Source organism: Cellulomonas pasadenensis (assembly GCF_047229365.1).
In the GTDB taxonomy this organism is placed as follows: Bacteria; Actinomycetota; Actinomycetes; order Actinomycetales; family Cellulomonadaceae; genus Cellulomonas.
This window is the reverse complement of sequence record NZ_JBFTEP010000267.1, coordinates 1-1,342: the sequence shown is the minus strand read 5'-3', so window position 1 is coordinate 1,342 and position 1,342 is coordinate 1. Positions and strand designations below refer to the sequence as shown.

At 76.8% G+C, this 1,342-nt stretch carries 1 protein-coding gene and 1 pseudogene; both read left to right on the top strand.

The window, feature by feature from the left end; genetic code table 11:
- Positions 1-1,034, top strand: a 1,034-nt coding sequence (locus AB6N23_RS18380) for a glycerophosphoryl diester phosphodiesterase membrane domain-containing protein (RefSeq protein WP_412867394.1), incomplete at its 5' end; no start/stop codon positions are given.
- Positions 1,031-1,342: pseudogene (locus tag AB6N23_RS18375) on the top strand (DUF4129 domain-containing protein); the annotation flags it as partial. The gene AB6N23_RS18380 and the pseudogene AB6N23_RS18375, both read left to right, overlap by 4 nt.

The following is a 1,342-nucleotide window of genomic DNA, read 5'->3' as shown; positions in this document are numbered from 1 at the left end:
GGGGTGCGCCGGCCGCACCGCCCGCCGCACCGTGGGGGCAGCAGGCGCCCGCCGGTCCCGCCCGCCCGGCGCCCGCCGGCCCACCCGCGCCGTGGCGCCCCGCGCCGCTGCAGCCGGGGATCGTCCCGCTGCGCCCGCTCGGCCTCGGCGAGATCCTCGACGGCTCCGTGCGCGCCGTGCGCCACAACCCCGTCGTCATGTTCGGCCTCGCGGCGCTCGTCACGACGGTGGCCGTCGCGCTGCAGACGCTCGTGCAGCTCTACGTCGCCGGGCTCGTCGCGGCGTCGCTCGGCGACGCCCTCGCGGGCGCGGACGTGACGGGCACCGACGTGGGCGCGGTCAGCGAGCTCTTCTCCATGAGCCTCGCGCAGTCCGCGACGACGCCGCTGCTGCTGCCGGCGACGAGCGTCCTGACGGGGTTCCTCATCGTCTCGGTGAGCCGTTCGGTCCTCGGGCGGCGCGTCGAGCTGCGGGAGGTCCTGCGCACGCGCCGCGTGTGGTGGGTCCTCGGGTTCGCCGTGCTCGTGCTGCTCGCGGAGGCCGTGGTGGGCGCCGCGTGGTTCGCGCTCGTCCTGCTCCTGTTCAGCCAGCAGCAGGAGGGCGCCGCGCTCGCGGTCCTCGTGCTCGGCGGGGTCCTGTACGTCGTCGCGCTCGTGTGGGTGACCGTCCGCACGCTCCTGGTGCCGCCCGCGCTCGTGCTCGAGGGCAAGCCGTTCCGCGCGACGGTCGCACGCGCCTGGCGCCTCACGCGCGGCAGCTTCTGGCGCCTCTTCGGCACGTACCTGCTCGCGACGCTGCTCGTCACCGTCGTCACCTCCCTGTTCCTCGTCCCCGCCGGCATCCTGGCGGGTCTGCTGACCGGCGTGACGGGGTCCGCGACGGTCACGGTGGTGCTGACCGCGGTCGGCTCGGTCGTCGGCCTGACCGTCTCCACGTCGTTCCTCGCGGCGCTCGTCGCGCTGCTGTACGTCGACGTCCGGATGCGCCGCGAGGGGCTCGACCTCGAGCTGGCCCGGGCGGCGAGCGAGCCGTGACGGCTGCCGTCGTGGCGGCCGCGGTGCTCGCGGACGTCCCCGTCCGCCCGGACGCCCCGACGGCGCGGCGCTGGGTGCTCGAGGAGCTCGCCGACCCCGCCTACAGCCGGCAGGAGTCGCTGCTCGACCGCTTCCTCGGCTGGGTCGGTGAGCAGCTCGCGAACCTGCAGGTCGTGGGCATGCCCCCGCTCGGCGCGCTGGCCCTGGTGGTCGGCGTGGCGGTCGTCGTCGTCGCGATCGCGCTGTGGGTGGCCGGGCCGGTGCGCGGCCGCGTCGCGACCCGGCGGCGGGCGCAGGCCGTGCTGGCC